Source organism: Streptomyces sp. NPDC018833, assembly GCF_044390825.1.
In the GTDB taxonomy this organism is placed as follows: domain Bacteria; phylum Actinomycetota; class Actinomycetes; order Streptomycetales; family Streptomycetaceae; genus Streptomyces.
The window spans coordinates 191,136-216,775 of the sequence record NZ_JBIRZM010000002.1 but is presented as its reverse complement, the minus strand read 5'-3'; the positions used below and the strand labels follow the sequence as shown (position 1 = coordinate 216,775).

At 70.2% G+C, this 25,640-nt stretch carries 23 protein-coding genes; 12 read left to right on the top strand and 11 right to left on the bottom strand.

Annotated features, from left to right (window positions below; genetic code table 11):
- Positions 1-18: 18 nt before the first annotated feature.
- Positions 19-1,041 (bottom strand): asparaginase, encoded by a 1,023-nt coding sequence (locus ACH5AF_RS04940; RefSeq protein ID WP_398899989.1) that lies wholly within the window; start codon positions 1,039-1,041, stop codon positions 19-21.
- Between the two features lie 203 nt (positions 1,042-1,244).
- On the opposite strand from ACH5AF_RS04940, the gene ACH5AF_RS04935 reads away from it, so the two are divergent.
- Positions 1,245-1,700 (top strand): Lrp/AsnC family transcriptional regulator, encoded by a 456-nt coding sequence (locus ACH5AF_RS04935; protein ID WP_398899988.1) that lies wholly within the window; start codon positions 1,245-1,247, stop codon positions 1,698-1,700.
- A gap of 97 nt (positions 1,701-1,797) precedes the next feature.
- On the opposite strand, the gene ACH5AF_RS04930 is transcribed toward ACH5AF_RS04935, so the two are convergent.
- Together ACH5AF_RS04930 and ACH5AF_RS04925 are read right to left on the bottom strand one after the other, a co-directional pair.
- Entirely contained in the window at positions 1,798-2,262 is a 465-nt protein-coding gene (locus ACH5AF_RS04930; protein ID WP_398899987.1) for an SRPBCC domain-containing protein, read from the bottom strand.
- A gap of 81 nt (positions 2,263-2,343) precedes the next feature.
- Entirely contained in the window at positions 2,344-4,401 is a 2,058-nt protein-coding gene (locus ACH5AF_RS04925; protein WP_398899986.1) for a phosphocholine-specific phospholipase C, read from the bottom strand.
- Positions 4,402-4,641: 240 nt separating this feature from the next.
- Between ACH5AF_RS04925 and ACH5AF_RS04920 the strand changes: the two genes are divergently transcribed.
- From ACH5AF_RS04920 to ACH5AF_RS04910, 3 genes are read left to right on the top strand one after another with little or no spacing between them, the layout of a single operon-like run.
- Positions 4,642-4,986, top strand: a complete 345-nt coding sequence (locus ACH5AF_RS04920; RefSeq protein ID WP_398899985.1) for an aminotransferase class IV — start codon at positions 4,642-4,644, stop codon at positions 4,984-4,986.
- A 60-nt stretch (positions 4,987-5,046) separates the two neighbouring features.
- On the top strand, positions 5,047-5,997 hold the full coding sequence (locus tag ACH5AF_RS04915; protein WP_398899984.1) for an AEC family transporter: 951 nt from the start codon (positions 5,047-5,049) through the stop codon (positions 5,995-5,997).
- Positions 5,998-6,024: 27 nt separating this feature from the next.
- Positions 6,025-6,600: a TauD/TfdA dioxygenase family protein gene (locus ACH5AF_RS04910; RefSeq protein ID WP_398899983.1), complete on the top strand. Its 576-nt coding sequence runs from the start codon at positions 6,025-6,027 to the stop codon at positions 6,598-6,600.
- Here the strand turns inward: ACH5AF_RS04910 and ACH5AF_RS04905 are convergent.
- From ACH5AF_RS04905 to ACH5AF_RS04885, 5 genes are all read right to left on the bottom strand, one after another.
- Positions 6,578-7,117: a hypothetical protein gene (locus ACH5AF_RS04905; protein WP_398899982.1), complete on the bottom strand. Its 540-nt coding sequence runs from the start codon at positions 7,115-7,117 to the stop codon at positions 6,578-6,580. The two genes, ACH5AF_RS04910 and ACH5AF_RS04905, sit on opposite strands and share 23 nt — an antisense overlap.
- Positions 7,118-7,144: 27 nt before the next feature.
- Entirely contained in the window at positions 7,145-7,705 is a 561-nt protein-coding gene (locus ACH5AF_RS04900) for a hypothetical protein (RefSeq protein WP_398899981.1), read from the bottom strand.
- Positions 7,706-7,922: 217 nt separating this feature from the next.
- Positions 7,923-10,055, bottom strand: coding sequence for a SpoIIE family protein phosphatase (locus tag ACH5AF_RS04895; protein ID WP_398899980.1), 2,133 nt, complete (start codon positions 10,053-10,055; stop codon positions 7,923-7,925).
- A gap of 611 nt (positions 10,056-10,666) precedes the next feature.
- A complete protein-coding gene (locus ACH5AF_RS04890) occupies positions 10,667-11,425 on the bottom strand; it encodes a PE-PPE domain-containing protein (RefSeq protein ID WP_398899979.1) in 759 nt (252 codons plus the stop codon).
- A gap of 57 nt (positions 11,426-11,482) precedes the next feature.
- Positions 11,483-13,888, bottom strand: a complete 2,406-nt coding sequence (locus tag ACH5AF_RS04885) for a helix-turn-helix domain-containing protein (RefSeq protein WP_398899977.1) — start codon at positions 13,886-13,888, stop codon at positions 11,483-11,485.
- 185 nt (positions 13,889-14,073) lie between these two features.
- Between ACH5AF_RS04885 and ACH5AF_RS04880 the strand changes: the two genes are divergently transcribed.
- The 6 genes from ACH5AF_RS04880 to ACH5AF_RS04855 all read left to right on the top strand — a co-directional run bounded on the left by ACH5AF_RS04880 (position 14,074) and on the right by ACH5AF_RS04855 (position 19,613).
- Complete coding sequence (locus tag ACH5AF_RS04880) at positions 14,074-15,156, top strand: BTAD domain-containing putative transcriptional regulator (protein WP_398899976.1); 1,083 nt, start codon at positions 14,074-14,076, stop codon at positions 15,154-15,156.
- Positions 15,156-15,893, top strand: coding sequence for a DUF6585 family protein (locus ACH5AF_RS04875; protein ID WP_398899975.1), 738 nt, complete (start codon positions 15,156-15,158; stop codon positions 15,891-15,893). Before ACH5AF_RS04880 ends, ACH5AF_RS04875 begins: the two co-directional genes overlap by 1 nt.
- Before the next feature lie 102 nt (positions 15,894-15,995).
- A complete protein-coding gene (locus ACH5AF_RS04870; protein WP_398899974.1) occupies positions 15,996-16,223 on the top strand; it encodes a hypothetical protein in 228 nt (75 codons plus the stop codon).
- A 98-nt stretch (positions 16,224-16,321) separates the two neighbouring features.
- Positions 16,322-16,804 (top strand): glycine-rich domain-containing protein, encoded by a 483-nt coding sequence (locus ACH5AF_RS04865; RefSeq protein ID WP_398899973.1) that lies wholly within the window; start codon positions 16,322-16,324, stop codon positions 16,802-16,804.
- A 179-nt stretch (positions 16,805-16,983) separates the two neighbouring features.
- Positions 16,984-17,634, top strand: coding sequence for a sensor domain-containing protein (locus tag ACH5AF_RS04860; RefSeq protein ID WP_398899972.1), 651 nt, complete (start codon positions 16,984-16,986; stop codon positions 17,632-17,634).
- Positions 17,631-19,613: a polymorphic toxin-type HINT domain-containing protein gene (locus ACH5AF_RS04855; RefSeq protein WP_398899971.1), complete on the top strand. Its 1,983-nt coding sequence runs from the start codon at positions 17,631-17,633 to the stop codon at positions 19,611-19,613. The genes ACH5AF_RS04860 and ACH5AF_RS04855 overlap by 4 nt, the downstream gene beginning before the upstream one ends.
- 849 nt (positions 19,614-20,462) lie before the next feature.
- On the opposite strand, the gene ACH5AF_RS04850 is transcribed toward ACH5AF_RS04855, so the two are convergent.
- Entirely contained in the window at positions 20,463-20,588 is a 126-nt protein-coding gene (locus ACH5AF_RS04850) for a hypothetical protein (RefSeq protein WP_398899970.1), read from the bottom strand.
- A gap of 416 nt (positions 20,589-21,004) precedes the next feature.
- On the opposite strand from ACH5AF_RS04850, the gene ACH5AF_RS04845 reads away from it, so the two are divergent.
- Entirely contained in the window at positions 21,005-22,105 is a 1,101-nt protein-coding gene (locus tag ACH5AF_RS04845) for a glutamate--cysteine ligase (RefSeq protein ID WP_398899969.1), read from the top strand.
- Between the two features lie 495 nt (positions 22,106-22,600).
- On the top strand, positions 22,601-24,205 hold the full coding sequence (locus ACH5AF_RS04840) for an ABC-F family ATP-binding cassette domain-containing protein (RefSeq protein ID WP_398899968.1): 1,605 nt from the start codon (positions 22,601-22,603) through the stop codon (positions 24,203-24,205).
- 564 nt (positions 24,206-24,769) lie between these two features.
- Here ACH5AF_RS04840 and ACH5AF_RS04835 read toward each other — a convergent pair.
- Entirely contained in the window at positions 24,770-24,937 is a 168-nt protein-coding gene (locus ACH5AF_RS04835; RefSeq protein WP_215179762.1) for a hypothetical protein, read from the bottom strand.
- Between the two features lie 16 nt (positions 24,938-24,953).
- Positions 24,954-25,310: a PRC-barrel domain-containing protein gene (locus ACH5AF_RS04830; protein ID WP_398899967.1), complete on the bottom strand. Its 357-nt coding sequence runs from the start codon at positions 25,308-25,310 to the stop codon at positions 24,954-24,956.
- Positions 25,311-25,640: the final 330 nt, after the last annotated feature.

The window sequence follows — 25,640 nt, the reverse complement described above, 5'->3', positions numbered from 1 at the left end:
CAAGGACCGGGCGGCCGTCTAGGCCCGGGTGAGTGCGGCCGGAGAGGCGGCATCGGCCGGCAGCGGAGTGCCGAGCGCGGCGCGCAGTACCTCGTCGCGCTCCTGTGGGTCGGTGGCCGCGAGCAGTGCGGTGAGCACCGCGATACGGGTCTGCCCGGCCCGCAGTGTGCCTGCGGGCACGGCCCCGGCGGCCACCAGGTCGACCGCCCCGCCGTGCGTGTAGACCTCGGAGACCGGTCCGGCCTGGACGCGTGTGGTGAGCGCGACGAGCACGCCACGCGACCGCGCGGAGGCGACGGCCTCGACGGTCTCGGGGGTCGCGTTGCCGGCGCCGGTGGCCACCAGCACGATTCCCTGCGCGCCCGCGCCGACGGCCGCGTTCAGCAGGAACGGGTCGGCGTCGCAGTGGTGCATCACCATGTCGACGCGGGGCGGGGTGTGGGGCATCTCCGGAAGCGGCAGGCCGGCGGGGCGCTGGGGCAGGCGGAGGACCGAGACCCGTCCGAAGCCCACGTTGCCGACGCGGGCGCCGGACGGGTCGGCGAAGGCGTCGACCGCCAGCGTCTGGGTCTTGACCGTGCCCCGGGCGGCATGCACCTTGCCGTCGAAGGCGATCACAACGCCGAGGCCGCGTGTCGTCGCGGCGGTCAGCAGCGCGTCGTGGAGGTTGCCGGGCCCGTCGCCGTCGGCGGCGTCGAGCGGCAGCTGCGCACCGGTGAAGACGACCGGACGCGGGTCGTCGTGATGCAGGTCGACGAGGAACGCCGACTCCTCCAGGGTGTCCGTGCCGTGCGTGACGACGATGCCGTCCACGTCCGGGTCGGTGAGCACCTCGTGCACGGTGCGCAGCAGCGTGAGCTGATGGGCGGTGGTGAGGCGGGGGCTGTTGACGCTGAACAGGTCGACGATCTCGATGGCGACCCCCTCGGGGACCGGCGCGGTCGCCATGACCTCCTGGCCGTGGGCGTCGGCGGCGAACCCGGACCCCTGCCAGCGGCTGGCTATGGTTCCGCCGGTGCTGATGACGACGATCCGTCCCATCTGCGTTCTCCTCGTGGGTGCCCTGTCGGGGCTGTGGGTCGCATGGGGAACACGTGGCCCGGCCGGCTCCAGGCCCGGCCGGGCGACGCCCATGGCTGTTCCGTGCACTACGGAGCAGCGAACGCAATGATAGAAGGATTGTCCCGCAATATGATTGCTAGTTCGACTCGCCATTCCGCATGGCAGTGGTGGATAATTGCGCCATGGACGCGATCGACCGCGCAATCTTGCGTGAGCTTCAGCATGACGGGCGCCTCAGCAATCAGGAACTGGCCCAGCGGGTGGGTCTGACTCCCTCGCCCTGCATGCGCCGTGTCCGGCAACTGGAACAGGACGGGGTGATCCGGGGCTACCGCGCGGTCGTCGATCCCGAGGCCGTCGGGCGAAGCTTCGAGGTGCTCGTCTCCATCGAGGTGAAGCGCGACCGTGCGGCGGTCGAGGCCTTCGAGGCCGCGCTCCAGGACATCCCGGACGTCGTCGAGGCCTACCGGCTGTTCGGCAGCCCGGGGTGCCTGCTGCGGATCGCGGTGGCTGACCTGCGTGCGTACGAGCAGCTGTGGATCGAGAAGCTGACCGCGCTGTCCGGCGTCACCGAGGTCAACTCGCAGATCATCATGAAGCGGATCAAGGAGCCCTACGGACTGCCGGTGGACGGCTGACGCCCGGCGCGCTCCCGGTGGCCGCCTCCCGTGCATGCCGCGAGGGCGGTCGAAGGCCGACATCTTCGCCCTCGCCCGCTCCCACAGGGCCGACAGCTCACGCCCGGCCGGCCTCGACGAGCCGGGCCAGGTTGTCGAGCGCCATCCGCGTGCCGGTCTCGTTGTCGGCCGCGGGCACACTGTCCGGGATGCCCTCGTGCACGATGAGGACATCGGTGCCGCCGTCCGCCTCGGTGAGCGTCGTCGTCATCGTCATCTCACCCCCGAACGCCGGATCCGCCGTCTCGAACGCGAACACTTCGACCACCTGCTCGTCCGGCACCAGCCTCATGAAGCGGCCGCGGTACGTGTCCCTGCGCGCACCGGACTTTCCGGCGGCGTCCGGTGCCTCGTACGTGAGCGAGATGCGGAACGAGCCGCCCTCGCGGGCGTCGAACTCGTGCACATGGCTGCTCATGCCGGCCGGCACCCGCCACCGTGCGAGCGCGGTCGCATCGAGCAGCGCCCGGTAGACGGCGGAGCGAGGGGCCCTCACATGACGGGAGATCCGCGTCGTGTACACGCGAAGAGCGTAACGGCCCCTCCACGTGCCGCAGGGACACCCGGGCGGCCACGCCGGCGACCGCCCGGATGCCGGCGCGGGTCAGGCCGTGCGGATCGCCGGGTCGCTCACCCCCGGGGCGCCGGTCTCCACATGACCGGCGAAACGGCGCAGGAACACGGTGTTCGTGTCGGACACCACCGACACGTCGTACCAGCGCCCGGTGCCACTCAGATCGACCGTGTGCGTCACCCTTCCCCCGGCGGGCAGCGCGAGCGTCCGGGACGCGCCGCCGTAGGTGTTGCGGATCGTGACGTTCGCGGCGGCTGTGCCGGAGTTGGTCAGGGTGAGATCCAGGTTCCCCGTTGCCGCGTTGTGGCGGCCCCTCACCTCGGGTGTCACGGTCTTCCCCGGGCTCCTGAAGACGCGCAGGAAGCCGTTCGGGCCGTGCACGGTGAGGTGGTGCGTGCCCTTGGAGTAGGCGGAGTTCCAGGTGTCGGAGACTTCCCTGCCCGCCTCGGCCGTGTACGTCCATGGCGCATCGGTGCGGTTCGCCGACGTGACGTAGAACTGCGCTCCGGCCGCGAGCCCCGGACCGAAGGTGAGGGCGATGCGGCCGTCGGCCGTGTTGACGGCACTGTCGACGTAGGGCGCGTAGGGAAGTGGCCGGGTGGGCCGCGCACCGGGCTCCTGCGCGGGCAGGCTGCCCACGGCGGGCGGCGTGGGACGGTAGTCGGGGTGGCGCTCGTGGTCCGGCGGCTCGTACGCCGCGGTGTCGGGCAGCGTCACGGGAGCGGTGTCCTCGGCGCCGAAGTCGAAGGCGGAGGTGAGGTCCCCGCAGATCGCACGTCGCCAGGGGGAGATGTTGGGCTCGGTCACGCCGAAGCGGCGCTCCATGAAGCGGATGATCGAGGTGTGGTCGAAGACCTCGGAGCACACATAGCCGCCGGTGCTCCACGGCGAGACGACGAGCATCGGCACACGCGGGCCGAGGCCGTAGTTGCCCGCGGCGTAGGAGATGCCGCCCGCGTAGAACTCTGTGGAGGTGTCCACGGTGGACTTGCCCTGGGCGGCGGAGGCCGGCGGGTACGGGGGCACGATGTGGTCGAAGAAGCCGTCGTTCTCGTCGTAGGTGATGAACAGGGCGGTCCTGCTCCACACCGCGGGGTTGGACGTCAGCGCGTCCAGGACGCCCGCGATGTACCAGGCACCGTAGTTCGAGGGGAAGTTGGAGTGCTCGGTGAAGGCTTCGGGGGCGGCGATCCAGGAGATGCGCGGGAGCGTGCCGGCCTGCACGTCGGCCCGCAGACCGTCGAAGTACCCGTCGCCGTTCTTGACGTCGGTGCCGGTGCGGGCCTTGTCGTAGAGCGGGTCGCCGGGCCGGGCGTTGCGATACCGGTTGAAGTAGAGGAGTGAGTTGTCGCCGTAGTTCCCGCGGTAGGCGTCACTGATCCAGCCCCAGTGACCGGCGGCGTCCAGGCCGTCGCCCGTGTCCTGATAGATCCTCCAGGAGATCCCCGCCTGCTCCAGCCGCTCGGGATAGGTCGTCCAGCCGTACCCGGCCTCCTCGTTGCCCAGCACGGGTCCGCCACCGGAGCCGTCGTTGCCGGTGTGGCCCGTCCACATGTAGTACCGGTTGGGGTCGGTGGCCCCGATGAACGAGCAGTGGTAGGCGTCGCACACGGTGAACTTGTCGGCGAGTGCGTAGTGGAAGGGGATGTCGTCCCGGTTGAGGTACGCCATCGTCGTGGGGGTCTTGGCAGGCACCCACTGGTCGTACCTGCCGTTGTTGAACGCCTTGTGACCGCCCGCCCAGTCGTGATTGAGCCCCTGGAGGAACTGCATCCCGAGATCGTCGGCCGTGGGATGAAAGGGGAGCGTCTCCTTTTTCCCGTCCGCCTGGTGCCAGACCGACTTGCCGCTGGGCAGCGTCACCGGACGTGGATCGCCGAAGCCCCGTACGCCCTTGAGCGCGCCGAAGTAGTGGTCGAACGAACGGTTCTCCTGCATCAGCACCACGATGTGCTCGACGTCCTGGATGGTGCCGGTGCGGCGGGCCGCGGGGATGGCCGCGGCGCGGTCGATGCTGCTCGACAGCGCGGCGAAGCCCGCCGTCGCGCCCGCTATCTGCAGAAAACGGCGCCGGTTGATGTCAGGCATGTGTGGCCTCTTGGGGGGTCGGGGAACAGAAGCGACCGGAATCCTCCAAGAGGGGCGAGGGGAAGGAAAGAGACCGAGGTTGCTGTTCCGGTGAACTGTGGCTGTACGGGGCCTTGACGAGCAGCGCCGAGCCGTCGACTCGGCGCGGGCGTCGACGACTTGGGGCATGGACAGACCAAGAATGCGAGAGGCGGGGCGGGGAGGGCATGGACTTTTCACGGGGCCGTATGGACTCTTGCCGTGCTGTCGCACTCCGCCCCCGGGGTCCGCGCGGCCGCAGAGGCACTGCCCGCCCTGCTCCCGACCCGCTGCACGTTCGACGGCATCACACGGGCCTGCGTGCTGGCCATCGCCGCACACGAGGGCATCGCCTGTGCCGTCGGCGACCTCGCACCCCGGTTCGCCGGCGAGGCGGACGGCGCGTTCATCTGCGGCACCGCCTGCGAGATCCTTCCCGTCGCCCGGATCGACGAGCACCACTACGACCTGAGCGGCAACGAGATCATCCGCAGAGTGATCACCGGCTACCGGGAACTGATTGAGGGCCGCAGCGATGTGGAAGTGCCGAATGCGTGGGCCTCCTGATCAGCTGCGCGACACAGGACGAGGCCCCTGAGACGGAGCCGTGACAGCAAGGGCACGTGCATGGGAGCGGTAGAGGCTCTGGAGCGGCTGGCACCGGTGGTGCTGGCCTTCGGATGCGGGGTCCTCCTCGCGAAGCGGAAGGTGGTGCCGGCCGAGAGTTCAAAGGTCTTCGCCGACTATGCCTTCCTCTTCGCGGTCCCGTGCTTCCTGTTCGGCAACATCTACAGCAGTGACCTCGGTGCCCTGTTCGACTGGCGGGCGATCACCGGTTACGCGGCCGCCGCAGGCGTCGCCGTCGTCCTGACGGGTGCCCTGGCCTTCGTCCTCGGCGTACGCGATCCCCGCGGTGTGGCCCTGCGGATCATGGCGGCCGTCCAGGTGAACACGGCCTACTTCGCCGTACCGGTGTTCATCATGCTGTTCGGGAACGCGGCACCGATCTTCCCGGTCCTCCTCTTCCAGGTCTGCGTCCTGTCCCTGATCATCATCTCGATCATGGAGCTGGGCCGCCCCGACCGCACCGGAAGCCCGGGCAGACGCCTCCGCGCGGCCGTCGTCGCCTCTCTGATGACCCCCGTCGTGATCGCCTGTAACGCGGGCATCGTGCTCAACCTGCTGCCCGTGCACCTGCCGCGGGTGGTTCTCGACAGTTTCGCCTTCGTGGGGGACAGCGCCTCACCGGTGGCGCTGTTCGCCCTGGGACTGCACCTCGGCGGGACGGGCCTGAAGGTGCGCGGCACCACCGTGGAGGAGATGTGGATCATCGCCTTCAAGTGCGTCGCGTTCCCGCTGCTGACCTACGCCGTGTGCCGCTACGGCTTCGACGTCGAGGGCGACTGGCTGAACTACCTTGTCCTGATCGCCGCGATGCCCGCCCCGCAGAACCTGTTCATCTTCGCCCAGCGCTACGACGTGAGCGTCGACGTGTCGGCCGCGCTCGTCGTCAAGAGCTCCGTCGTCGCGCTGCTCCTGCTCCCTCTGTGGATGCAGTGGGTGGCCCGCGCCACCTGAGATCCGTGTCCGAGACCGCTCGTCCGTGTGAACCGTTCGTGTGCCGTCCGAACCGTTCCCGTCACCGTCCGTGTGAACCGATCGCCCAAACCGCTCCTGCAACCGCTCACCGCTCACCGCTCACCGCAAACCGCTCGTGAAAGGCAGAACCGTGACCCAGACCGTGCAGCCCACCAGAATCACCGTCCAGCAGGTGGCGGCCCCGGCTCGACCACCCGCATCACCGGATTCACCGAGCTGGAGAGCCGCCATCTCCTGGAGCTGCTCTTCCAGCACATGACCAGCGCCGAGTACACCGTGCGCTTCCGCTGGGAGCCGGGCTCCATGGCGTTCTGGGACAACCGCAGCACCTGCCACTTCGCCCCGACCGACTTCGCCCACCTCGACGTCGACCGCGTCATGCACCGTGTGACGGTCCTGGGAGAGCCGGCGAAGGGACCGACCGGCTTCGTCTCACAGCTCGTCGAGGGGGAGCCGATGCAGGCCTGGTGGCCGAAGGCGGCCGGGCGAGGGCTCCGGCCGGGGGCCGGCCGGGGGACCGGACGGAGCCCGGGGTCGTCCAAGAAAGAGGCCGGCGCCGTCAGGTGGCCAGCAGCCGGTTGAAGAACGAGCGGTACTCCCGCAGCGCCACGCGCAGGCTCTCGGTGTCCGCCTGCTCGCCCCGGTTCCACTGCTGCTCAAGGCCATCCCTGCGTTCCGCGAAGGTCGCGGCCAGCCTCTGCATGACGTCCGCCACCAGCGCGTCCGCGGAGTGCACGGCCTCGCGGGGGTCGTCGACGAAGTCGTTCTGGATCGCCTGCCAGCGGGTACGGAAACCCTCCTTGTCCTCGGGTGCCAGCAGCTCCTCTTCCGCCGCGCCGCCCGGGGCCGCCGCAGGGGCCCTTTCGGCTTCCTCCTCGGCCGGTGCGGGCGCGCCGCCCGTCTCCGGCGCGCTGACGGTGCCGGCGGCGTTGGCTGTGAAGGCGGTGTCGCCGGTGTCGGCGGTGCCGCCGGTTTCCTCGCCGGGGTAGACCGGTGGCCCGGCATCCTGTCCCTCGCCCGCTCCGCCGCCCGGGCCCCGGGCGATGTCCTCAGTGGTCAGTCCGCTCTCGGCGGGCCCTGTCGTGTCTTTGTCCCGCATGATCTCTCCCGCGCGAATGCGTACGGATCAGGCCCGGGCGGGCCCGGCCTGATCTCCGTCGGACAGCAGCTCGTCGAACAGAGCCCGGTAGTGCACCATGGCTCCACGCAACTGCTCGGTGGTGGCACGCTGCGCCGTGCTCAGCGTGTTGATCTCATGTGCGACCCGGTAGTGCTCCAGCGTGCGGCCGTGCCGGACCGAGAGGTCTCTCATCTGCTGTTCGTACCCCTCGGTGGGGTAGCCGCGCTCGTGCATGAGGGAAGTCACGAGCCGGTCCGCGTCGTGCACGGCATCCACGGGCCGGTCCACGAACTCCTCCTGCACGCCGACCCATTCCCGGGCGTAGCGGTCCTTGGCGCTGTCGGCCAAGGGCTGGATGTCGAGCGACGCATGGCGCTTCTCACGGGCGCTCAGTTCATGTTCGGCGGCCCGCCGGCCGCCGGCTTCCTCGACGGTGCGGTCGTACTCGGGGCCGAAGCGTTCACGCAGGCGACGGCGTCGCCGCATGGTCAGGGCCACGGCCAGTGCGATCAGGGCGACCACCGCTGCGATGGGAATGATGATCGCCAGAAGTGTTCCTGTAGACATCGGGCCGACTTCCTCTTCCGTATCGGGTGCGTCCCTGTTGAGCGCTGCTGCCCACCGGCATCGAGCCGAAACAGGGGCTCCGGCCCGGGGCGGGATCGCGGCGCCGGCCACGCGTGCCGTCCGCGGCCACCCCGCCGCGCGGGTCTACGACACCCGCTCGCCGCCGTCCGTCGGCGCCCGCACCCACACGGGGCGTGAGTGTCCGACTCGGCTGCCGTCAGGCGGGCCCTTCCTCCGGGCCGTTCCCGGACTGCAACACCAGGAGCGCGATGTCGTCCGTGCGCTGCCGGGTCGGGCCGGATTCCCGCAGGACGCTGTCGATGAGGAGATCCAGGTCCCCCTCGCCGGCGTCGTCGAGTCGGCGCGCGAGCTGTGCGATGGAGTCGTCGAGGTCGGTCCCCGGTGCTTCGACGAGACCGTCGGTGTAGAAGGCGAGCAGCAGTCCCGGGGCGAGCGGGAACTCGGTGACGGGGTATTTCGCGCCGGGGACGATGCCCAACAGCGGGCCTGGGGTGACATCGACAGGCACTGTCCGGTGGCCGGGCAGGCGCAGCAGCGCTGGGGGGTGGCCGGCACTGGCCAGCTGAACCCGGCGCCGGGCGAGGTCGATGTGGGCATAGAGGCAGCTGGTGAACAGGCCGGGGTCGAGATCGCTCAGGAGCCGGTTGGTGCGGGAGAGGACCTCGTCCGGGGACGAGCCGAGGGTGGCGTGTGCGTGGACGCCCGTGCGCACCTGTCCCATCAGGGCGGCCGCAGCGACATTATGGCCCTGGACGTCCCCGATGACGGCCGCGGCAGCGGTGTCGCCGAGCCGGATCACGTCATAGAAATCGCCGCCGATGTCCATGCCGTGGGTCGCCGGCAGGTAGCGGGCGGCGACGTTCAGCCCGGCGACCATGGGAAGCGTGTGCGGCAGCAGCGCCTGCTGGAGACCGTGGGCGAGCTGGTGCTTGGTGTCGTACAGACGGGCGCGGTCCAGGGCCTGGGCGATGAGCCCGGCGAGCGAGGTCATGACGGCGCGTTCTTCGGCAGAGAACGTGTGCGGATGCTCGTACGACAGGATGCAGCAGCCCACCGGGCGGCCGGAGATGATCAGGGGAAGGAAGGCCCATGCCTGCTTGCCGCTGATCGTCTGCGCCTCGGGATAGATCCGCCGCATCTCCTGCGCGGTGGCGAAGAACGAAGGGATGCCGCTGGTGAGCACCTGCCCGGCCGGGGTGAAGTGGGTGTCGATCGGCAGACCGTCGAGGCGCTCGATGACATGAGTCGGATACCCGCGGTGCCCCGTGATCCGCAGCCGGCCGGCGTCGGCGGTGGACAGGACCAGGCCCTGGGCCCCGAAGGCGGGCATGATCTGGTCGGCCACGAGATCGACGACGTCCTGCACACCGACGGCCTCGGTCAGCGCGGCCGCCAGGTGCATCAGTTGGTAGAGCTGCCCCGCACGGGCCGGTGCGGCGGTGCCCGCGGACCGGCGCAGCGCAGGTGACGGGGGCTGTGCGCCGGTGGGAACGATGCGGATGCTGATGCCACTGGCGTCCGGATAGAGGTGGAAGTCCAGCCACTGGTCCGGCGGTCGGCAGGCGGTGAACATCACGGGTTCGCGGCTGATGACGGCGGCCCGGTAGCGGTCTTCGTACGTGGGATCGTCGAGCCAGGGCAGCGACTGCCAGGGCACGGTGCCCAGCAGCTGATCGGCGTCGCGGCCCAGCAGTTCGGCGCCCCCGGAGGTGAGGAAGGTGATACGGCCTTCCAGGTCCAGTGCGCAGGATCCGCCGGGCAGCCGCTCGGCGAAGTCGGCGGCGGCCGGCGCCGGTCGCCCGGCCCGGGTGCCGGAGGCGACGGGGAGTACGCGGGGCTGCGCACCGGGGACCGGTCCCTGCCCGGACTCGACGGCTTCCTCCAGCAGCTGGGCCATTCTTCGGCAACTGGAAGCGATGTGGCCCTCTTCCCGCCGGCTCATATGGGGCGGGCGGGTGGCGGGCCAGATCAACAGCAGCGACCCCCACCGCCGTGTGCCGGTGACGGGAGCGGCGGCCAGCGCGCAGGGGTACGGCAGGGCAACCGCCGTACGCGGGTAGGCGCGGGCGAACTCCTCCTGACTGGCCACCCAGACGAGGCGGTCCTCGCGGACGGCGTCGGTCACGGGGGCGGGAGAGGCAACCGGAACCCTTGCCCACGGAGCGGCGAAGTCGGCCGGTGCCCCGCACAGCACCTCCAGCAGCAGTACAGGCTCATCCGGCGCGCACACGTACAGGGCACCGATGGTGGCACCGGTTCTGCGCACCGTCTCCGCGACAGCGGCATCAACCCCTTCGGTGAAGGTGGCCGGACCACCCGTGCTGGTCACGAGACACCTCCAGCGGCGCTGAGCGTTGTCCTGGGCGGTGGTCCACCGGGTGCGGCGGCCCGCGCGCCCACCGGTCGCACCGGCGCCGCTCGTCCGCCCTGCGGAGCGGGGTGCACCGGCCCCGTCCCACTGGGGACGTTACGCCGACGAGAAGGTGACGGCACGCTGTCCGGCACGGCGGGACCGGTGCACACCGGTACGGGGCTCATCGGTCACACCTGCTGCCGACCGAGCAGTGGTGGCCACCGCGGCGCGTCATCGCGTACGCAGGCGGACCGATACGGGGAGTAGCGCCTCCGGATGTCCTCCGCCTGCGTACGACGGCACGCCCTCGCCGGCCCTGATCCGCTGCGACGAGACGGTCCTCGCGGACGCGGGGTGTCGTTGCAGCCGATGGACCAGTTCGGACCCCCCACCCACCTGGCGCACCATCCTCACCCGTCGCCACGTCCTCGGACCACCCGGTACCGCGTGCCGCCGAGCGGGCACGCGCGCTCCCGGCCGGCTGCCGGAGCCGGCCGACGCCCGGCCTCCAGGCACTGGACGGGCCCACCCCGAGCAACCGAAACGGCCCACCGGATGAACCGACGGGCCGTCAGGAAAGATCGAGACTAGTACCAGAAGATTCCGTCGGCGCCGTCGTTGGCGATGGTCTGGGTCATGACGTCTCCGTCATTCGCGTAGCGCCTGTGCTTGTCGGTGAGGAAGAAGTCGAAGGCGGCTACGGGCGACGTGGCATCGCACGCCATGTCGCCGCGGATGCAGAAGCGGGCGACCGGGACGCCGGGGAACTCCTTGGGGCCGGGGCCGGTGGAGGTGAAGCCGAGGGCGCCCAAACCCTTGGGGACCTTGGCCCACAGGCCGGTGTCGGGCTGCTTCGGGTCGGCGTACAGCATGCCGTTGACCAGTTCCCTCGGGATGTCGGAGCCGCCGTTGGCGATTGTCTCCAGAACCTGGTCGGCGGCCTGCGCGCCCTGGGAGTAGCCGACGATGGTGAGGCGTGCGGCCGGGTCCTTGCGGTGGGTTTCCTCGGCGGCGGCCAGGAGGTTCTCGTATCCCTGCTTGACGCTGCTGTCGTAGCTCGGCGCGGTCGGGTCCGGCGTGTTCTGGCCGTTGAGCCAGGGGCCGGCGCTGGCCGGGTAGCAGACGGGGACGGGGATTCCGCCGTCCAGGTGCTGGTTGGCGTAGTAGTACGTCCTGGTGCACCCGGGCGCGTCCGCCGCGGAGCCGGTGCCGCCGAGTTCGATGTAGTAGTGGCGAGGGGGCTCGTTGGCGTTCGCGACGGTGGGTGTGATGGCGGCGGCGGCCGTCATCGCCGCCGTGAGGGCGATGGTTTTGGCGCGGCGCACGAGTCGGTTGGTGTTCGGCATTGGGTGGCCCCCTGGGTCCGATGGCTGTTTCTTTGGCTGGTGCTGTGGCGTCAGACGCTAGGGAGGAGCGATGAAATCGTCGTGAAGCCCGAAGCGTTGGGGGCGCTGTCTGCGAAGACGGGCCGGTCGGCCGGGAGCGCGGCGTGTTCGGTGGGCGTGGGCGAGGTGGTGTTGCAGGCGGGCGTGGCGGAACTGATAGACCGCGCCGGCCTGGCGCAGTACGCCGCGCCGGTAGGCGTCTTCCAGGAACGTGGTCACGGCCCAGGGCAGACGCCCGGTCAACGGCAGCCAGATGCGGGTGAGGACGAGCCACTGGCCCCAGGCGGTCAGGGTGAGGGCGTAGCCGAGTGCGGCGCCGAGGCCGCTGATGATGCCGAGCAGGACGCTGGCCTCGGACGGCCAGACGAGTGGGCCCAGTGGTCCTTGCAGGAGGGCGACCACTGCTCCGCTGCCGAATCCGACCACTGTCCCGAAGACGGGTGCCCACACGCACAGTTGAGTGATCACGGTGCGGCGGTTGGTGTCCAGGAGGCTGCGTGGGTTGACCGCCGATTCGATGTCGAGGGGGGTTTCGAGCAGGCCGAGGAGGCAGAAGGTCAGTCCGGCGCCGGCGCCGAAGACCAGGCCGTAGACGGTCCCGTCGACGATCGCGATGCGCAGACCGGCCGAAAGTCCGGCCTTCCAGGCATACGCGTGCACCAGGCCGACCACGAATCCGTAGGCGAAACCGAAGATCGCCCCGCCCAGTGTGCCGATCACCAGTCGGGGACCGGTCGTCCATGTGATGGGCCCTGGCCTGCCGCGTATCCGCAGGCGTACGGCGGACGGCCTGACGTGCTTGCCCTTGACCGAGTACGTGAACCAGTGGACGAGCCCGAACATGAGGCCGGCAAGGAACCCGACGAGCATCCCGTCCACGGTGGCGCCCGTGAACGAGCCGTGGAAGGCGGCGCTGACGGCGCAGTCGACGAGGCCGATGGCGAGTCCGGTCACGAGGGCGGTGACGAGCGTGCGGGTGGAGCGGCGCATGCCGTTGCCGAGCCGCCACCAGGCGAGGTCGGGTGTTGTGAGCCGGGTCAGGTGGTGGGCGAGGTAGCCGAGCCAGTGCCGGGCGTGTTCGGGATCGAAGCGGCGGTGTGGCCCACCGGTCGAACTCCGGTGGAGCCGGTGGCGGTAGACGGTGGGAATGAAGTTGTCCAGCAGGTGGTCTTCCAACTTCTCCGGGCTGCCGAATCGCTCGGTGTCGAGGAGCGAGGCCGGATCGTGGTCGGGGGTGTCGCTGTAGACGGTGCGGGCGAGCGCGACCATCAGAGGGGTCTTCAGGACCGTGGCGAGCGGGGTGGGTTGTTCCTGCGGCTGCTCGCGCAGTTCGGCCAGTACGGGGTCCCAGGCGTTCGCCGTGGGGTTCGCGCGGTCGGCTTTGCGGGTGGTGCGGGGCAGGTAGTCGGCCAGGTCGTCGACGGTGAGGTCGGTGAGTTCGATCGCGGCGGCGGAGGTCAGTACGTCGGTTTCGGCGACCGCGGCGGCGTATTCGGCGGGGCGGCTGGTGAGCAGGAGGGAAAGGGTGGTGGCGTTGAGGGCTTCCAGCGCCGGGCGGCGCAGACCGTCTGCCATCTCGTCGAAGCCGTCCAGTACGGGGAGTACGCGGCCGGACTCGACCAGGGCGGAGGCCAGGCTGTCCCGGCCGGGGCCCTGTACGGCGTAGCCGGGGTGATCGCGCGTCAGTTGGGCGGTCAGCCAGTCGCGCAGGGTGATGGTGGTGGGGTTCCAGGCGCCGATGCTGAAGATCACCGGCACGGGTTCCTTCGGGCTGCGCGATTGCAGGTGGTCGAGGACGAAGCGCAGGGCCAGGATCGTCTTTCCCGAGCCGGATCTGCCCAGCACCACCAGCCGTCCGGACGGGATGCGCCGGTAGGTGTCGGTGATCTCGTCCAGTCGGCCGTCCAGGTCGAGGGGGTCGGCCGCGGCTCTCGGGGGGAGTCGGAGGATGTTGGCCCAGTGGTCGGTCAGTTCCCCGGGCGCTGTCCGCCAGCGGACGGGTAGTGGGAACGGGTCTTGGACCTGGCGTTGTTCCTCTTCGCGCTGCCAGCGTGCGGCCACCAGCTTCGCGAGTTGCTCGGCGGGGTCGCTCGGCGCGTCAGGTGGTGCCGGAGCCGGCTCGCTCGCGGCGGGCGGCTGCGGATCCGGCCGGCCGGTCGCGGGCTCGTCGGTGGGTTCGTCCTGCCGGCCGTCGTCCGTGTTCCGGGGGACGGCGGCGCTCAGTAACTCCTCGCGCTCCTTGGGCCGTAGCGGCAGCGCTTTGGCCAGCTCCTGCACTGTGGTCATGCGCGGGTTGGGGCGCTTGCCGGTCTCCAGACCGCGGATGGTGCGCACGCTCACCCCGGAACGCCTCTCCAGCTCCTCCTGGGTCATCCCCGCCTGGATCCGCAGCCGCCGCAGCACCTCACCGAACTCACCGGCCACAAGTCACGGCCCTTCCCCCCGAGATGTCAACTTTTCGCAGGTGAGGACTCTAGCGCGGTCACCGGCCATATATGACCGCCTCGATGGCCTGTCCACGTTTCCTCCACCTCGGCGACCTTCGGTGGCATCGACGGGATCGACCGGAGCGAGTGGATCGACCGGTCCGGAGAACGGGGAGAACCGCCATGCCGACGACGACCGCGCTCCAGGGACGCCCGAGCGTCGCTGTCCTCACCTCTCGAGAGCGAGAGGTGCTCTACGCACTCGGATGCGGCCTGGGGGACGCCGAGATCGCCCACGCGCTCGCGCTGCCCGAGCAAGTGGTGTTTGGGCAACTGGGACGCATTCTCGTGAAGTTGGGACTGCGTGACCGGGCCTCCGCCATCGTGCATGCCTTCGACTGCGGTCTGGTCGTGCCCGGACAGGGTCCGCGCAGGCAGTCGGCGGTGCCGGGGACCACTGTCCGTCAACAGACGGACCCCGCACCCGCTCCATGGCTTCGGGTCTCCCTGCTCGGGCCCTTGCGGGCGTGGCTCGCCGGGCGGCCCGTGGACGTCGGCCCGGTCCGGCAGCAGGCCGTGCTGGCGGCTCTGGCGCTGAGCCCGGACCGGTCGGTCAGTCAGCAGGAACTGCTGGACGGCGTATGGGGGATGGAGTCGCCGGGCGGGAACGTGGTTCCGGTCTATGTGTACCGGCTGCGCAAGAGCCTGCGTCTCGGGGAGTGCCCGAACCCGGTGATCAGGCGCGACCGGTACGGCTACGGGCTGGCTCGCGGTGTGGTCGAGGTGGACGTGGCGTGCGTGGAGGAACGCGTCACCGCGGCCGGAGCTGCCGAGCGGGCCGGTGACCTGTCGGAGGCGGTGCGGCTGTGCGCCCGGGCGCTGGAGCTGTTCCGTGGCGAGCCCTTGGCCGGTCTGCCCGGGCCCCTGGCCGAGTTGGAGCGGCTGCGGCTCGCCGAGCGCAGGGTCGCCCTGGCGCAGCGGAAGGCGGACTGGCAGCTGAGGCTCGGCCGAGTCGCCGAGGCGATCGTCGAACTGTCCGCCCTGGCCTGGGAAGAGCCACTGAACGAACCGATCGCCGCGCTGCTGATGCGCGCGCTGCAGCGCGGCGGCCGGCGGGCCGACGCGCTGGTCGTCTTCGACCGCACCCGCAGGCGGCTCGCCGACGATCTCGGGGTGGCCCCGGGCGAACTGCTGCGGCGGGCACGGTGGGCGATCCTGCGTGGGGACGACGCACATCCCGGCCGCGGTCTGGCGGGTGCGGTGTAATGGAAGGCACTCCCCGCGACCGAGACGAGGAGTTGCTGCTGGCGAGGATCTCCGAAGCTGCCGGCCGTTGGCAGCTCGGCAGGCGACGCGCCACCCATCGGGCAGTACCGCATGGAGTCACCGCACAAGGGTGGGGGGCGGCGATCCAGGTCGTCTCGCGGGCCGCTGCGGCGGGCGCACGCCGACTGCGGCGTCCCAGCGGGAGGAAGAGGGTGAACGCGGGCGCACGGCTGGACTTCTTCGAGCACGGAATCACGGCTGCCGTGAACGGGCGGATCCACGTCATCCGCTACGACACCACCGTGGTGCGTCGATGCACAGCTCTGTCCCCGCAGGGCATCACCCGCACCTGCGTCCTCATCGATGTCGACGGTGAGCGGATCGTGCTGCGCGGCGGCGACTTCGGCCACGCGGAGGTGTGGGAGCCCGAGCTCCGTCGGGCCGTCACCGACGCCCAGGTGCCGCGGGCCCTGGCCGCGCTCGCCCAGGGAGCTCGGCTCACCTTCGGCCCAGTCTGGATCACCGAGGACGAGGTCGGCTCCGGACGGACGTCGATGCGATGGCCGCAGGTCCAGCGGATCGACACCCGGCACGGTTCCGCCACCGTCCGCGTCGCCGGCCGGTGGCAGTCGCTGGGCACCGTGGCATCAGGAATCCCCAATGTCTTCGTCTTCCACGCGCTCGCCGAGCACCTGGCCGGCATCCGTCCACCGGGTGCCGAGCGGAGCGACGAATGACGTAAGCCGCTTTGTTTCACGGTGATTTCACCGGCCGCTCCTAGCGTCCGACAGGACGTGTCCGCGGCCACACGCAACCAACGAGCACAGAAGGAGACCGGCATGGCCGACAGTTACCGATACCGGTGTGGTGAGTGCGGGCACCGCACCGCCTGGGGGAGCGAATCCCAGGGCGAGCAGGGGATCGAGACCCACTACGCCCGACGCCATCCACACACCGTCCCCGGAGGGGTGGTCGAGTTCCGCAAGGGGTCCTCCGGGGGCGGCTCCGGGTGCCTGATCGTCCTGGGGATCGTTGTCCTGCTCCTGATCATCGCCTCCCGGAACTGACGAGACAGCGACACCCGGCCCGGCCGGACCCATCCTGCCAGGTCGAAAACGGCCGGGGTGGGCGCCAGAGGAATCACACCAGGAAGGAAGACACGCACATGCACGATGTACGAGACCTACTCGCTCCTGATGCGTTCGGGAGTGTCAACGCAACGGTCCTGGACAACAACCCCGGCATGGACGAGCCCACGGCCAGGCGCGTCGTCGAAGAAGCCCTGAAGTTCGTCGTGGCCGCCGTCAAGTTCCCGACGACGCCCATCCGGCCCTCGCGCCTGGTCGACGAGGGCTGGCACGCCCTCATCCTGGACACGGCACTGTACGCCGAGTTGTGCGCTCGCCTCGGACGCTTCGTACACCACTGTCCCGACGGACCGGACTCGCCCCATCAGGCCCCGGACGCGCACCTGCGGACCGTGGCCCTGATCGAAGAGGCAGGGCTCAGCGCTGACAAGGAGCTGTGGACGGTGCCGACGAACGCACTGGGCCTGGCGGGGGCGAAGTGCAGGCGGCCGCGGCCCGGCCAGCCAGGCGGCTGTACCACTCCTTCCTGCGGCTCCTCCTGTGGCGGAGGGGGCGACTAGTGGCAGTCGACTCGAATCAGGGCTTGGGCGGGCGGGGCGCGGCCGACGCTGCCGGCTCGTCTCACGGCCAGGGAGACCCGAGCAGTTCGTCAGGTGGGCCGTCGGGTCGGCCGCTCCCGCCGGATCCGCCGGGACCCCCCGGACGGCTGCGCCGTCTGTTGCCCAGAAAACGGCGAGCGGTGTCGGCCGGCGCCGTCGTCATCTGCCTCGTATTGGCCGGCGCCGGCTGGTGGGCCCGGCCGGATCAGCCAAAGGCCGTCCCCCTGCGCGTGGTCGAGGGAACGGTCCAGGCGGATGCCCTCACCCCGGACGAGGTCAGCAAGCTGGCCGGGATCACGCTGGTCTCCGGCCCGGGAGCGAGCGAGCCGCCTCGTGCTCTCGAGGCCGATCCGTCGAGTTGCGCCGTGGCGGTGGGGCCGGCGACCCAGGCGGTCTACGGTCGCGAGTGGACCGCGTTCCTGTCGGCGACCTACCAGGACTCCGCAGGCGTGGGCGACTACACGGTGACCCAGGTCATCGGCGTGTACTCCGGCAGCGACAAGGCCGGAGCGGTGTTCCGCACGCTGAGCGACGGCCTCGACTCATGTCGGTCCGCCGTACGGACCGACCAGGACGGACGTACCTCCAAGTGGGCTTACACGACCCACACCGCCACCTCGGACACGCTCGGTTGGACGGCGGCGCAGGTCGCGGGCGACGGGTGGGCTTGCCACCGCCAGGCGAGGTTGAAGGGCAGGACCGTCCTGCAAGTGGCGGTCTGCGGGGCGGGCAACGGCAAGCCGACCGTCACAAGGATCGCTGACCGGTTCGCCGCGGAAGCGAGCGGATGACCGTGATCAACAAGACCGCCCTGAAAACGGCCCTCCGCGCTCCGATTGCCGCACGGCGCCTCATCGGCCTGATCCTTGTCTCGACGCTGGTACCGGTGCTCAACACGGGAGCGGAGGCGAGCGCGAACTCCGCGACCGTCAGAGTCAATCCGTCTGCCGTTGCGCAGTCCGCCGGCGCCGCCACGCCCGACCCGCTCCGGACGGGCAGCAACTACCCCGTTGGCCTCAATGCTCGGATCGCGTCATTCGCCCAAGAGGTCGCGGCGCTGCCCCGCCGCGAGGACGCGCTGACGGTGGCGAAGGAGGCACTCGCCAAGCGCAGTGTCGCATTCAACGCACACGCCGACGCCTACAACAAGGAGGACGCCCGCTGCGGCAACAGAATCACCGCCCACAACACCCGGATCGACAGCTACGAAGCCAGGGTTTCGGCCCACAACGCCAAGCCGAACCGCTTCCGGCTGCCCGAGCAAGCCGCACAGTACAACGCGTACGCCGCTGAGAAGGCCCGGCTCGACGCCGAACGGGCGAGGCTCCGGAACGAGTCGGCCTCGATCAAGGCCCAGAAGTCGAAGCTCGACGCCGACAAGGCGAAGCTCGAAGCCGAGAAGTCCAAGCTCACCGCCGACATGAACGCGCACAACGAGCGCGTCAATCAGTTGAAGAGCGACAAGCAACAGCTGAGCAGCCGGCGTCAGCAGCTGCTCCGGGAGATGGCCTCGCTTCTCCAGAGCCTCGCCGGCACCCCACCAGTCGCCGCGACTTCCATGGCACGGGGTGGTGATGCGGTTCGCCCACCGGACGACGCCGGCCAGAGCGCGGCGGGGTCACCGGCCGACGGCGGCGACGGTCGGTCCAGGACCATGCAGACGGCCTCGCTCGACGCGTATGCCAAGAAACACGATGTCAAGGTCGACGAACGGCCCGTCACGGCACACCTGTCACCCGACGCGGTGTCCAGACTGCCCGCCGCCGAGGCCGCGCGGCTCAACCTGTCCAACACCTACGACGGCCTCGTCCCCAAGCCCAACGGGAACTACGCGGCACTGCGGATCCGGACACCCGGGGCCTCCTACGACCCCGGGCGGAAGGCTTTCGACAAGGCCATCGCGCAGGGTGGGCAGGCCACGGCCACCGTCGACGGCGAGAGGGTCGTCATCGACGAAGTGAGGCCCGTCGAGGACACGAGCTGCCAGGAACACAACAGTTTCGCCGCCGGTACTCCCGTCCTCCTGGCCGATGGCACCGTGCGGGACATCGAGGACGTACGTGTTGGTGATCTCCTGTTGGCCACCGACCCGGCAAGTGGCGAAACGTCAGCCCGACCGGTCACGCGAGAGATCCGTGGCACAGGGGAGAAGACCCTGGTCGACGTCACCGTGACCGGCCACGACACCCGAGGCACCGTCACGGCGACCGCAGGCCACCCCTTCTGGGTACCCCGGCTGAGCCAATGGACCGACGCTGCCGCTCTGCAGCCGGGTCAATGGCTGCGCACCAGCGCCGGCACACATGTGCAGATCAGCGCGGTCCAGCACCGGACGCGGTCGACCACCGTGCACAACCTCACCGTGGCCGACCTGCACACGTACTACGTGCTGGCGGGCGAGACGCCGGTTCTCGTTCGCAACAGCGGAGGCCACACTCCAGGCGAGGGGATGGTCACTGTTGGTCGTTGGATGTCGTCAGCAGAGCATCAGGCGATGATGGACACTGGAATGGTGCAGCGCGGCGGAGGTGGTTTCACTTACGTTGTGTACCCGGCAAGTCGAGACGCCTATATATCTGCCCGTCCGGGATCCGTGTACGTCGAATTCGATGTCCCGAAATCGTCGCTCATTCCCGGCGGCAGGCCAGGGGACTTCAAGATGTCGGACTCCGACACCATTTTTGCTCGGCTGGCGAAGAAGAAGGGAAAGCCTGTTCCGCAACTCTCCGAGGCGAAGAACATCAAGCTGGGAGGGTGGGGATGCTCCTAGGCAGTGCGTTGCTGGAGCGGGCCCAGGAGTGGATCCGTCAGGAAATCCATGAGACAGAGGTCCTGCGGGATATTTCAGAGATCGAGATATCTCCTAGTGGGGGAGATCCGAAGTCAATGAGTTGGATCCTCGAAGGCGGTGACTTTATGGCCCAAGTCGTGGTGTGGGATACCGGAGAATTCGAGCAAGATCTCGCAGACGTGGAAACGGGTCGGGTTCAGACGCGGAGTGGGCGGCTGGTATCACTCGGCGATCTCGAGTCCTGTCTTACGGCCGCCCGTGATTGGGTTCTCCAGGGCCTCTGAGGCTCCAGCGTCAAGGTGTGCGTCCACAAATTTGAGGCTCCGCCAGGTAACTGGCGGAGCTTTCGCGCGGGTTGCCGGCAACACGATGCCTATCGGTGTCGAGTCCCTGGGCGCAGCACTGGCAGGCGGTGCGGGGTCGGTCGAGGAAGGCGCGCGCGTCCTTGGCGGTGAGCCGCGGGACCTTCGATCTCGCCGAGCAAGCCTTCGCGTTCGGCCCCGGCGAGGACCAGGAGGGACCAGGGCCCCTCCGCCGGCATGGCAGAAGGGGCCCTGTAGATGTCGATGACTGTGGAACCATGTCTCTATGGAGCGACGGAGACCTCGGCAGCATGACGAGGCCGATCTGACAATCGCGGGGATTGGTTTCCTTGCGATTCTGGCGGTGTTCGTCACCATCGGTCAGGTTGTTGCGGAGGTCGCCCTTCCTCGGGATTCGTGGGAAGGCGCGATCTGTCGCTGGGGATCAGCTGCGATGGGACTGTTCTTTGCCGCTGGTTGGCTCGTCAGGCGCTTCGCCAGGCGAACCGCTTCAGCCACAGGTGATTCAGGCCTCTGAGCTGAAGCGCATGCGAGACGGCATCATCCAGGTGTCGGCGGTGGCCCGCAGGGACGCGCTCATCTTGCCCTTGTACCTGTTGCTCGCTCCCTTGCCGCGCCAGAGGCCGAGCATCCTCGTCCACCTCCGGGATTGGGGAGGTGACGCCGGCAGGTGTCGGGGTCGCGGACGCACCGGAAGTCCATGGGGGCCGCCGGAGCCGTTCACCTCACAGGCCGTCCAGGCAGCGATCCGGTACCGGATGCGGTAGCACCTGTGGCACACGTGGGACCCGCCGCGGATGGCCTTCGCGCCTCAGGGGGAACCTGGCGCTGAGCGCCGGACCGCACGAGAGCCCCTGCGCAACGCGGGCTCGGCACTCCGGTCAGGGACGTCACCGCCGCCTTTCGGGCGAAGCCGCCGGTGCTTCTGCGCCGATCGCATGCCCCCGTCCACGACACTCGATCCCGGCTGCCGACTGTCTCCCGGGCGCCACCCGCGTCAGAGTGCGACCACCCTGACGTCCGACGATGCGACGCTGCGAGGGATGTGTGGAGCCGGTCACCCTGGGGCTGGAAGAGGAGTACCTGCTGCTCGATCCGGACACGGGGGTGCCCGTACCACTGGCGGAACAGGTGCGGGCAGCAGCCGGACTCGCCCCTCTCGTGGACGCGAAGGAGCTGCAGTCGGAGCTGTTGCAGGTGCAGGTCGAGGTCGCGACCACGATCTGCACCGAGCTGAAGGAGGCCGGGGGGCACCTCCTGCGGCTGCGGCATGCCGTCGGGGCTGCCGCGGAGGCGAACGGATGCCGGCTGGCCGCCTGCGGCACACCGCCCCTCAGGGGTCATGGAACGGCCCTGGTGACGGAGCAGTCGCGGTACCGCGCAATGCAGATCCAGGCCCCGCAGCTGGTCGCCGAGCAGCTCGTCAACGGCTTGCACATCCACACCTCCGTGCCGTGCCCCGAGGTCGGCGTAGCCGTCCTGAACCGCCTGCGCGGCTGGCTGCCGGTCCTTGTCGCCATGTCCGCGAACTCGCCGTTGTGGGAGGGGCACGACACCGGGTTCGCCAGCTGGCGCACCGTGATCTTCGGGCGCTGGCCGGTCAGCGGGCCGCCGCCCGCCTTCCGGGACCTCGCGGACCACAACGAGCGGGTCCAGACGCTGCTGGACACCGCCATCATCCGCGACACCGGGCAGCTGTACTGGCAGGCCCGGCTGTCCGACCGCTTCCCGACCGTCGAAGTGCGCTGCCCCGACGTGCAGTTGCGAGCCGACGAGGCGGTCATGTTCGCGGGCATCGTCCGGGCGCTGGTCATGACGGCCATCCGCGAGGCCGATGCGGCCGCGCCTGTGCCCTCCATCGCTCCGGAGGTGTTGCAGGCCGCGAACTGGCAGGCCGCCCGCCACGGTCTCGGCGGCAGCCTGATCACCGCGACCGGCGAGCGCCGCAGCGCCGGTGACGTCGTGGCGCAGCTGATGGAACACATCACTCCCGCGCTGGACGCGGCGGGGGACACACGGGAGGTCGTCTCCCTCGTGCACCGGCTGCTCCAACAGGGCACGCCGGCCGACCGGCAGCGGCGCGCCCTGTCCCAGGGTGGCCTGAAGGCGGTGACCGACCTGATCATCTCCGAGACCACGGCGTTGTGACCACGGGCACGTGTATGGGAAGAGGCTCCGGCCGTTGTGGCTGGAGTCCCTTCCGATGGAGGGCAGCGACTCGCCCACGGACCTGGGAGAGCGTCGGGCTGCCCGGATGTCACCGGCCCTGCGTACCACGCTGATGTGGCGTGCGGCGGCAGCTGCTGGGGCGCGAGGAACCGCTGAGAGGCGGCAGGAGCAGCGGCGGCCGACACCGGTGCGGCGACTGTGGTCACCCGTCGAGTCGGTGCTCATCAGGATCTTCGGCCGGACCGCCCGGCGCAACGGTTCCGGCACTCAGCGGCGGGGTGAAGCGGTTCCACCTCTGTCGGCAAGGCAGAACGCGGAGGGGTGGAACGCGCGGAGCCCCTGAGTGCCGAAAGCCGGATGCGTTCTCCCGGCGGTCCGGCTACCGTGCACGCATGTCTACGCCCCGGATTTCCTAGCAGAGGACCCGCTTCCCCGCCAGAAGTGTGTCCCTTTGCTGTTTCGGAGCGTCATTCCATGATCACCGTTCGCGACGTCGAGCTGCGCGCGGGTGCCCGCCTGTTGCTCGCCGACATCTCCTTCACCGTCTCTCCCGGCGACCGTGTCGGCCTTGTCGGCCGCAACGGTGCGGGCAAGACCACCCTGTTGACCGCCCTCGCCGGGCACGCCGAGCCGTCAGCAGGCACCGTCACCGCCACCGGTCCGGTCGGCTTCCTGGCCCAGGACTCCCGCGCCGCCGACCCGGCGGCCACCGCGACCGACCGGATTCTGTCGGCCCGGGGCTTCGACCGGACACTGCGCCGTCTTCGCGCGGCGGAGGCCGCCATGGCCCGAGCCGGCGCACCCATGGAGCTCGAGCGGGCGATGAACGCCTATGCCCGCGCCGAAGCCGCCTTCCAGGCCGGCGGCGGATACGCCGCCGAGGCCGAGGCCGCCCGGGTGGCGGCCGGGCTGGGGCTTCCCGACCGCATCATGAGCGAGCCGGTGGGCGCGCTGTCCGGCGGGCAGCGGCGCCGGGTGGAGCTGGCGCGGATTCTGTTCTCCGGCCACGACGGCACCCTGTTGCTGGACGAGCCCACCAACCACCTCGACGCCGACTCCGTCGGCTGGCTGCGCTCCTTCCTCCAGGACCACCGGGGTGGACTGGTGGTGATCAGCCACGACACCGCCCTGCTCACCGCCGTCGCCAACCGGGTGTTCCGCCTGGACCCGGCCCGCGCGACGATCGACGTCCACAACACCGGCTGGACCGCGTATCTGGCACAGCGGGAGGCGGACGAGCGGCGCCGCGCTCGCGAGCGTGCGAACGCCGAGCGGAAGGCGGCAGCCCTGAACGCCCAGGCGGACCGGATGAAGGCCCGGGTGGCGACCGCTGTGGTGGCCAGGAACATGGCACGGCGCGCCGACCGCATGCTGGCCGCGCTGGAACCGGTCCGCCGGACGGAGAAGGTCGCGAGGATCCGGCTGCCCGAGCCGGAACCATGCGGGCGGATCCCCCTCGGCGCGATCCGCCTGACCAAGTCCTACGGGGACCACCAGGTCCTCACCGGTGTGGACCTCGCCGTGGACCGGGGCAGCCGCCTGGTCGTCCTCGGCCTCAACGGAGCCGGCAAGACCACGCTGCTGCGCATCCTGGCCGGCGAGGAGGAACCGGACTCCGGCCGGGTGGTGAACGGGCCCGGTCTGCGACTGGGCTACTTCGCCCAGGAGCACGACACCCTCGCCTGGGAACGCTCGGTCCGGGAGAACCTGGCCGGGGTCGCGCCGCATCTGACGGACGGTGAGGTGCGGCGCGTGCTGGGTGCGTTCCTGTTCTCCGGGGACGACGCGGACAAGCCTGCCGGTGTGCTGTCCGGTGGGGAGAGGACCCGCCTGGCCCTTGCGACGCTCGTCCACTGCGGCGCCAACGTGCTGCTGCTGGACGAGCCGACCAACAACCTGGACCCCGCGTCCCGCGACGAGGTCCTGACGGCGGTCGGCTCCTACCCGGGCGCCGTCGTGATGGTCACCCATGACGCGGGCGCGATCGACGCGCTGCGGCCCGACCGCGTGCTGTTGCTGCCGGACGCGGACGAGGACCTCTGGAACGAGGACTACCGGGACCTGGTCGCCTCGGCCTGACCCCCTGGTGAGACGTCAGGCACTCCTCAGCACTTCGCGGCGCCGCCGGGCGAGCTGCGAAGGCCGGGAGTGTGGTCGGTCTCAGCCGCGCTCGGACACGTACGCCCTCCATGGCAACACGTGCGTGCCCGAGTAGGGACCGCACCCTTCCTGATCCCCGGCTGCCGCACCCGGTCACATTCGCGCCCGGCGGCGTGTCACTGCAGTGACACGGTCATCTCGGCGGGTGCGCGCCCGCGCACGTGCATCCGCCCGGCGTGGCGCGCGCCGGGCGGAGCGAGCCCCGCACCCTGTCGCCGCCTGTCACGGTGTGGCCGGCGACCGCCATGCCGAGGGCGAGCCACCCCGTGCCACAGCCGAGGTCGAGTACCCGTGCGCCGGGGCACCCGTCGACGACGCAGAGGAGGCAGTCGTCCTCGCCTGACCATGGACACTCGGCGTCGTGGACCGCCACGAGGCGAAGGCCACGGAACTCGGCGTGCAGCATCCGGCGGATGCCTGCCGGGACGGAAGGGAGCCAGCCGGCCCTTAACGGTCGACGGCACGTGGGGGCCGCGGGACGTCTCAGCGGACCGGCCGCCGGCCCGAGCGGCGCCAGTGCAGGAGGAGGTGGACAAGGGCCCCGACGAAGACCACGATGCCGATGATCAGCAGGTAGAGCAGACCTTCGGCCACGGCGCCGATGATGCCCAGCACGATTGCGACGATGACGAGCAGGAGGAAGAGTGTCACGGTCCGGCCTCCGTGCTCAGCGGCGGGCGAGCTGCCGCTCGCCGCTGACGCCGGGCCGATAGGTGAGGCCGTAGTGCTCGAACACCGCCGGCTCGTCCGCGGCGGGCAGGACGTCGTCCGTGCCGATGGAGGGGCCCTTCTTCACGAGCGCCTTGTCGTAGGCCACCTTGACGTACCCGGGCCCCACGACCGCCCCGTCCAGGGGGACGAACACCAGGCGCTGCCGGGTGGGCAGACCGATCTGGATCGTGGCCATGGCCGGCTCGTCCGAGCGGGTGTCGACGTATACACCCTCCAGCGCGCCGATCTTCCGGCCGCCCGAGTCGACGACGTCGTGAGTGCGCCACTCACGGATATCCGCGATCTGGATCATCCCGGGTTCCCTTCGCACAGTGGGGTGCCCGTAGGCGGGGCACCTCTCAGCCTGCCCCGAAAGGCTTGTCACCACCAGCCTGAGCAGGCCCACCGTGTCTGCCCCGCGTCCAGCTGAGGGGGCGGGCCGTTCCACCGGACACGGCTACCAGGCGTCCTGCGATTGTCCACTCATCGATCAAAGGCCCGCGATCGCCGGGCTGCCACCCCAGCCGGGGTGGCAGCCCTTCCGCCTGCGGGTCAGTCCGCCAGCAGCTCCCGCAGTTCGCGGACCGCCACCCCGAGGCGGTCCGCGAACGCCCGCATCTGGTCGGCCACCCCCAGCGGTGTG